The 6,692-nt window shown below is 57.5% G+C and carries 7 protein-coding genes; 1 reads left to right on the top strand and 6 read right to left on the bottom strand.

Annotation, left to right across the window (positions count from 1 at the left end; translation table 11 throughout):
* The 6 genes from ACOI1H_RS22580 to ACOI1H_RS22555 all read right to left on the bottom strand — a co-directional run.
* Positions 1 to 1,110: NADP-dependent isocitrate dehydrogenase (locus tag ACOI1H_RS22580; protein WP_422440362.1), on the bottom strand; the 1,110-nt coding region annotated here is incomplete at its 3' end.
* A 370-nt stretch (positions 1,111 to 1,480) separates the two neighbouring features.
* Entirely contained in the window at positions 1,481 to 2,233 is a 753-nt protein-coding gene (locus ACOI1H_RS22575; protein ID WP_422440364.1) for an ABC transporter permease, read from the bottom strand.
* A gap of 5 nt (positions 2,234 to 2,238) precedes the next feature.
* Entirely contained in the window at positions 2,239 to 3,048 is an 810-nt protein-coding gene (locus ACOI1H_RS22570; RefSeq protein WP_422440360.1) for an ABC transporter ATP-binding protein, read from the bottom strand.
* Positions 3,048 to 3,836, bottom strand: a complete 789-nt coding sequence (locus tag ACOI1H_RS22565) for an ABC transporter permease (RefSeq protein ID WP_422440359.1) — start codon at positions 3,834 to 3,836, stop codon at positions 3,048 to 3,050. Before ACOI1H_RS22565 ends, ACOI1H_RS22570 begins: the two co-directional genes overlap by 1 nt.
* A 108-nt stretch (positions 3,837 to 3,944) precedes the next feature.
* A complete protein-coding gene (locus ACOI1H_RS22560; protein WP_422440358.1) occupies positions 3,945 to 4,928 on the bottom strand; it encodes an ABC transporter substrate-binding protein in 984 nt (327 codons plus the stop codon).
* 63 nt (positions 4,929 to 4,991) lie between these two features.
* A complete protein-coding gene (locus ACOI1H_RS22555) occupies positions 4,992 to 5,684 on the bottom strand; it encodes a FadR/GntR family transcriptional regulator (RefSeq protein WP_422440356.1) in 693 nt (230 codons plus the stop codon).
* A 178-nt stretch (positions 5,685 to 5,862) separates the two neighbouring features.
* On the opposite strand from ACOI1H_RS22555, the gene ACOI1H_RS22550 reads away from it, so the two are divergent.
* Positions 5,863 to 6,549: a fumarylacetoacetate hydrolase family protein gene (locus ACOI1H_RS22550; RefSeq protein ID WP_422440354.1), complete on the top strand. Its 687-nt coding sequence runs from the start codon at positions 5,863 to 5,865 to the stop codon at positions 6,547 to 6,549.
* Positions 6,550 to 6,692 lie beyond the last annotated feature (143 nt).

Genomic DNA, 6,692 nt, shown 5'->3' with positions numbered 1-6,692 from the left:
GTCGGGCCCCCAGCCCTTACCGCCCGCACGGATCAGTGCCGGAATAGATGCGTCAATTATGACGTCGGACGGCACATGCAGGTTCGTGATGCCCTTGTCTGAATTTACCATGTACAGCGGTGGCCGTTTTGCCATTACCTCGTCGATGGCCGCCCGAATGTCGACCCCGTCAGGCAGAGCCGCAACCTGATCCAGTAAGGCGCCTAAGCCGGAGTTCGGGTTAACGCCAGCGGCAGACAGCTTGTCGCCATATGTGTCAAAGACCGGCTGCAGGTACGCCTTGACCGCATGACCAAAGATGATCGGGTCAGAAACCTTCATCATGGTGGCCTTGAGGTGGATTGAAAACAAAATACCGGCTGCCTTAGTTGCAGCAATCTGTTCAGACAAAAACGTATCGAGGGCGCGACCCGACATGAAGGTCGCATCGACGACTGTGCCGGCGGAATATTTTACTTCTTCCTTCAGGACGGTAGCGCTCCCGTCCTCTGCGACGAGCTCGATCCGCGCCGGACCCGCCTGCTCGGCGGTCAGCGTGGCCGACTTTTCATTGGAGAAGAAATCGTTGCCGGACATCGTCGATACGGTGGTCTTGCTGTCGGATTCCCAGATGCCCATCGAGTGCGGGTTGGACCTGGCATAGTTTTTGACGGCGACTGCGGCGCGACGATCGGAATTGCCCTCGCGCAGCACCGGGTTCACGGCTGAGCCCTTGATTGCGTCAAAGCGGGAGCGGATCGCTTTTTCAGCATCCGTGCTGGGGTCGGAAGGATAGCTGGGAATGGCATAGCCTTTGGCCTGCAATTCATTGACTGCAGCCACAAGCTGCGGGACCGATGCAGAGATATTCGGAAGCTTGATGATGTTCGCTGTTGGCTGCTTCACCAGTTCGCCCAGCTCTGCCAAATCGTCGGGCTTTCGCTGGTCTGGAGTCAGGTTTTCGGGGAATGCGGCAATAATTCGGCCCGCCAGAGAGATGTCCTTGGTTCCGACAGTAATGCCGGCCGCTGCAGCAAATGCCTGGATGATGGGTAATAGAGACGCCGAGGCGAGTTGGGGCGCTTCGTCAACCTTCGTATAAATGATGTCGGGTGTTCCGGTATTGGTCATGAATGCGGCCTGCCTTTATCTGAAGCGATTGCTTGAACGGTGAAGTTTCGCGATGCCTGAACGTAGTTCAAAGTGCAACGGCGGGTTGTCAAAAATCGCCAACTGTTTGTACTTGGATATATTCAGCGAAAAAATAGGACCGATTGTATTTTCCCGTGCAACTCTTATGCCGCCAATGCCAATTCACGTTGAGAACTGATCCGGAACGATCGAGATGAAATCTCGTTGGACTACTTTGATACGAGCGGTCAGAGCAGCTCTTTCCTAACGGATTTCTGGACCACTGCCCAACGTCCGCTCAGGCCATCCCGATGCCTACGCTAGCGTTACGGACCCTGAATATGCACGCCGTTCACGATCATCGACATAGCTATCCTCTTGCCCCCGCGTAATATTCCACCTTTGCTTCAAAATGACCAATCAGTGCGGCCAAGCTTAAGGCGAAGGCGAAGAGTATCAGGATCAGTGCCCAGAAATGCGCCATGAGAAAGTTCTGAGAATACAGGTTGAACAAGGCCCCTACGCCGATGATTGACACCAAAAGCTGACCGATCACCACACCCTTGACGCCGCGGATGACGCCGAGCCGCACACCGGCAAGAATCTCAGGCAACGCCGCAAGCAGAACGATTCTTAAGCGTTGGAACCTGGAGGCACCGAATGACTGCGACATCTCCATCAAAGACGGAGTCACGTGCTGCACGCCGGCCCGGGTATCCAGCGCAATTATCCAGACGGCGAACATAAAGACGGTGGCTACCACCGTAGGGGTGCCCATGCCCAGCAGTATCATGATCACCGGTACGAGCGCAGAAAGCGGTGCTGACAAAAATATGTTGACCCACATGTTGAGAAGCCGGTCAGCAGGCTCGACCAGCCCCATAAGCATCCCCAGCGCGATGCCGAACACGATGGCGATGGCCAATCCGACGAGGTAGCTAAACATGGTGATCCAGGCTGCAGACGCGAAGCTTGGCGTGGTGACAACGTCGCCGAGCGCCGCCAGTACTTCGGTGAAGGGCGGGAACAGCATCACCAGCTCAAAGCGGCCGATGATCTCCCATACGACTGCCCAGACGAGAAGCGCGGCCATACTGGGGACGTGATATCCATAAAATGTCATCACGATTACTCCACATAATGGCGCAGGCCGCGCCAAATATCATCGATGAGATCGAGATAAGCCGGTTCTCGGCGGATCATGTCGGGATCGATGTTACGGTCGATGTCGGGCTGTATGATTTCGGCAACCCGGCCCGGCCGTGGCGACAGCAATACGATGCGATCGGACAGATACACTGCCTCTTCGATCGAATGCGTGACGAGGATGAAGGTCTTCTTTTCAACTTCGCGCAGGCGGATCAAATCCTCCTGAAACTTGCGGCGGGTCTGTTCGTCGACCGCCGAAAATGGTTCGTCCATGAGCAGCACGTCGGCATCTACAGCGAGCGCTCGCGCAAGCCCGACGCGCTGCCGCATGCCGCCCGAGAGTTCATGCGGATACTTTTCCTCGAACCCGGCAAGGCCAACCTCTTTGATGTAGTGACTCGCGCGATCTTCACGCTCGGACTTCGGTAGCCCTCTCACCTCCAGCCCGAAAGCGGCGTTCCGCAGGACTGTCGCCCACGGCATAAGCGCGAAATCCTGAAAGACGAAGGCCCGTTCAGGTCCGGGGCCCCGGACTGGCTTGCCGTTCACCAGGACCTCGCCCGACGTCGGCTTGAGCAGGCCCGCGATGATCTTGAGGAGGGTCGTTTTGCCGCAACCCGAGGGGCCGAGCAGGCTCGTCAGTTGACCCCTCATGAATGACAGATCAATTTTCTCCAGGGCAATGGTGTTGTTACCATAGACCTTGTGCAGGCCCTGTACTTCGATCACCGCGTCGCCGGCGACTGCGCGGGTGGCGACTTCGGCGGAAATGGGTTGTGTCATTGTCATCAGTTGCCTCTTTTTTCTGGGCGGAACAGCGTCATCTCCAGACGGTGGAGAAGCGTGACTGCAACGACTGCAAATACGACGATCGAGGTGATGACCGCATACATGTGCGGATATTGCGCGATCGAGCGGTTGAAAGTGATCAGATCGCCGATCCCGGTTGGCGTTATAAGGAGTTCCGCCAGCACGACGCCTGAAAACCCCTCTGCGACGCCCAGCCGAATGCCAGCAAACATCATAGGACTGGCTGCGGGCAGGATGATCTTGAAGACCTGCTGTTGGCGGGTCCCCATAAACGATCTGCACATGTCGACTGCAGAGGCCGGCACATTCCGCACGGCCTTATAGCTGTTGATGGTGATCACCGGCATCGCCAACATGACCACCGCCAGCACCTTGGAAGTAAGCCCGATGCCATATACATAAGTGATCAGCGGAATCAGCGCCGCCATCGGTGCAGCCTGCATAGTAATGAAAATCGGCAGGCTCAGCCATTCGACATCCCGGCGCAGGCCCATCATCACGCCCGCGGTGATGCCGATGCTCAGGGATATCGCTAGGCCGATCCCCAGTGGTTCGATGGTCCGCAGATAGGCCGCACCGAGCGAGCCATCGACCACCATCTCAAAGAAGGCCATCAGAGTTAGGCTGAAGCTGGGAAAGGCCCAGTTGAAATTGCTTCGCCCCGCGATTTCCCAGATTGTAAAGAAGATCGCCAAAGACAGCAGGCGCCAGACGACGGGCATTAACGCAAATCTTGACAGCGCGCTGCCAAGCGGTCCTTCGGCCAAGCCGGATTCCGCTGCCCTTGTGTGCGTGGATGGCATGTTGGGGGGCTCCATTCAGACAAGTGTGTCCCCATCCCGCAGCCGGGATGGGGAAGCGAGGCGATTACCGAGTTAACGAACCGAGTCCAGTGGTGCGAAGGTCCAGTAATCCTGAGGGTCAATCGTTTCCGGATCGCCGGAAAGCTGTCCGGCCGCAGAAAGGAAGGCGATGTCCTCGAGGACGTTCTCGTGCGATCCACCATCCTCGGGATAGACGCCGTTCGCTACTGCCTCTTCATAATAGGGCACAGCCTCTGCCATAAGTTCGTCGGGAACGTCCGCCAGAAGGTTGTACTGCTCACGCAGCTCGCCGACTATTGCCGGGTTCGCGTTGATGTCTGCCCAGGTCCGGATCAATTCTTCGACGAAAACTTTTATGTCGTCGGCGCGGTTTTCCAGTACGTTGGTGTTTGCATACAGCGCTTCATCTGTCGCGGTCACGTCGTCCACCGGCAGCCGGATGAACTTGTCGCCACCTTGCTCCTGCAGAAGCCGGAAATTGCCGGCATCGACTATCGTTGCGTTCACCGCCCCCTGCAACATTGCACCCGCCCGCACCTCCGCGCCCGGGACGAAGGACATATTCGAGAAGCTAATGCCGTGCTTTTGCTCCATTAGCCGCATGAGGGCTTCGGTTCCCGACCCTCGCGAGTGGACCGTCACCTCCTGCCCATCAAGATCCTCCCAACTAGAATAGACCTCGCTGTTTACCACCGGGAAGAACAGCAGCGTGCTCATCCGGAAGAACATCCGGATTGGCGCGCCGGAGTTGCCAATGAAGGCATACGGCGCACCGACGCCGATATCGGCCTGGCCGCTGAGAACTGCCTGCACGGCCACGTCCTCGGAGTTGAAAAAGGTCATCTCCATCGGGACGCCGCGCTCTTTCGTGCGCTCCATCGCAATCAGCAGGTTAAGGCTTTCCACGCTGGCGATATCGCCCATCGCGACCCTGATTGGGTCGGATTGCGCCATAAGCGGTGTTGCTAGACCCAGCGTCGCCAATGCGGCAACGCCGCCAGCGGCTCCAAGGAACGCTCTTCGAATAATTGACATATCATCCTCCCGTTTGTTAGGTTTGCTCAGTGTCCTGTACCGGACCTGTTTGGCGCCGCGTCTCTATCCTCCGAAAAGACGCCGCGAAACGTCGTTCAGGTGCGCCCGCATGGCTTCCTGCGCGGCATCGGGATCGTGATCCGAAATCGCCGTCAGTATGCGCCTATGCCGAGCGAAGCTGTCGTGATCGGCCGCAGGGTGCGGGGTTTCGCGCCTGACGTTTCCCCATGCCACCGCCCGCCGTACCTGGTTCATCTTCTCAAACAAAACCTGAAGCAGCAGGTTGTCGCTTGCACCAGCGATTGCCTCATGGAAGAGGTCATCGTTTCGCTCATATTCCTCCCAACTGGTCGCCGCTTCACTTTGGGCGATCACCTCCTCCATCCTGTGGAGCGCCGCCCCAGAGGCGTTCAGTGCCGCCTCACGCGCCAGTGCAGGCTCAAAACAGATCCGTGCCCGCATCATCCTCATCGGTGTCAGTTTCCGACCCAGCGCAATTGCCGACATTGCCAGATCTAGGCTGCTCTCGGGTTCCGCAATGAACGTGCCCTTGCCTACGTGGCGCCAGATCACGCCGTCCCGCTCCAGTCGATCAAGAGCTTTCCGCAACTCGGTGCGGCTCACTCCAAGTGCCGGGATCAACTTGCGCTCAGCGGGAAGCCTGTCCCCGGGGGCAAAATCGTTTTCTTCGATATAGCTTCGCAGCCGTGCAAGACCGCTTTCGGTAGATCGCACCGGAGCGTGCGCGATATTCATTAAGATCACCCTTAAATATTAACGGATTGGTCGATCAATCCTAGCATATTCGCTGCTCACGCCCAGAGGCGCACGTTTTTTAGCCAGAGTCTACACATTTCTGCTTACATTATGGATTGATCTCGATCAATCCGTCGGCTACGACCGACGTGTTTGAATTTTCAGATGGAGATCCACAATGAACGAACACGTGATCCCGCCCACTCCGACAGTCACCATTCCGGTTGCGGGTACGGATGCGACCTTTCCGGTGCGTCGCGTCTATTGCATCGGCCGCAACTATGCTGCGCATGCCGTCGAGATGGGTCACGACCCTAATCGGGAACCGCCGTTCTTCTTTCAGAAAAACCCCGACAACCTCGATGCCAGTGGCGAATTCCCTTACCCGTCGCAGTCTTCCGACGTGCATTACGAGGTCGAGCTGGCGGTTGCCCTGAAAACTGGCGGCAAGAACATCCCGGCCGAAAATGCGCTCGACCACGTTTATGGGTATGCGCTGAGTCTCGACATGACGCGCCGCGACCTTCAGGGCGAGGCCAAGAAGATGGGCCGCCCGTGGGAGATTGGTAAATCGTTCGAACGGTCAGCGCCAGTCGGGCCGCTGCGGCCGGTTTCTGAAGTCGGCCACCCGGACAGCGGCACCATCACGCTGCATGTCGATGGCGAGCTCAAGCAGGAAGGCGACCTCAACCAAATGATCTGGAAGGTACCTGAGATGATCTCCTACCTCTCTGACTATTTCGAGTTGGCACCGGGTGACGTGATACTCTCCGGCACGCCTGCGGGTGTTGGCCCGGTCACGCGTGGCCAGGTTATGGAGGCCAGGCTTGACGGCGTCGATACGCTGACCGTCAAGGTGGTTTGATCACACACTTCCGGTGTTGCTCTGACTGACATCTTTGGGAGCCGCAGAGACGCGGCTCCCGTTTTTCAAGCTTTGGCTTGGGTGCTGTCAGGTGCTGTCAGACTAATTCGAACCAGTCTCAGTTTGCCGCGAAACGTCGGAAC

The organism is Loktanella sp. DJP18 (assembly GCF_049310965.1).
Lineage (GTDB): Bacteria > Pseudomonadota > Alphaproteobacteria > Rhodobacterales > Rhodobacteraceae > Loktanella.
This window is presented reverse-complemented; position numbering and strand designations above follow the sequence as displayed.

Bases quoted from the DNA above. Each gene is read 5' to 3' on its own strand.
- ACOI1H_RS22550 (WP_422440354.1), top strand. From the start codon at position 5,863: ATGAACGAACACGTGATCCCGCCCACTCCGACAGTCACCATTCCGGTT.
- ACOI1H_RS22555 (WP_422440356.1), bottom strand. From the start codon at position 5,684: ATGAATATCGCGCACGCTCCGGTGCGATCTACCGAAAGCGGTCTTGCA.
- ACOI1H_RS22560 (WP_422440358.1), bottom strand. From the start codon at position 4,928: ATGTCAATTATTCGAAGAGCGTTCCTTGGAGCCGCTGGCGGCGTTGCC.
- ACOI1H_RS22575 (WP_422440364.1), bottom strand. From the start codon at position 2,233: ATGACATTTTATGGATATCACGTCCCCAGTATGGCCGCGCTTCTCGTC.
- ACOI1H_RS22570 (WP_422440360.1), bottom strand. From the start codon at position 3,048: ATGACAATGACACAACCCATTTCCGCCGAAGTCGCCACCCGCGCAGTC.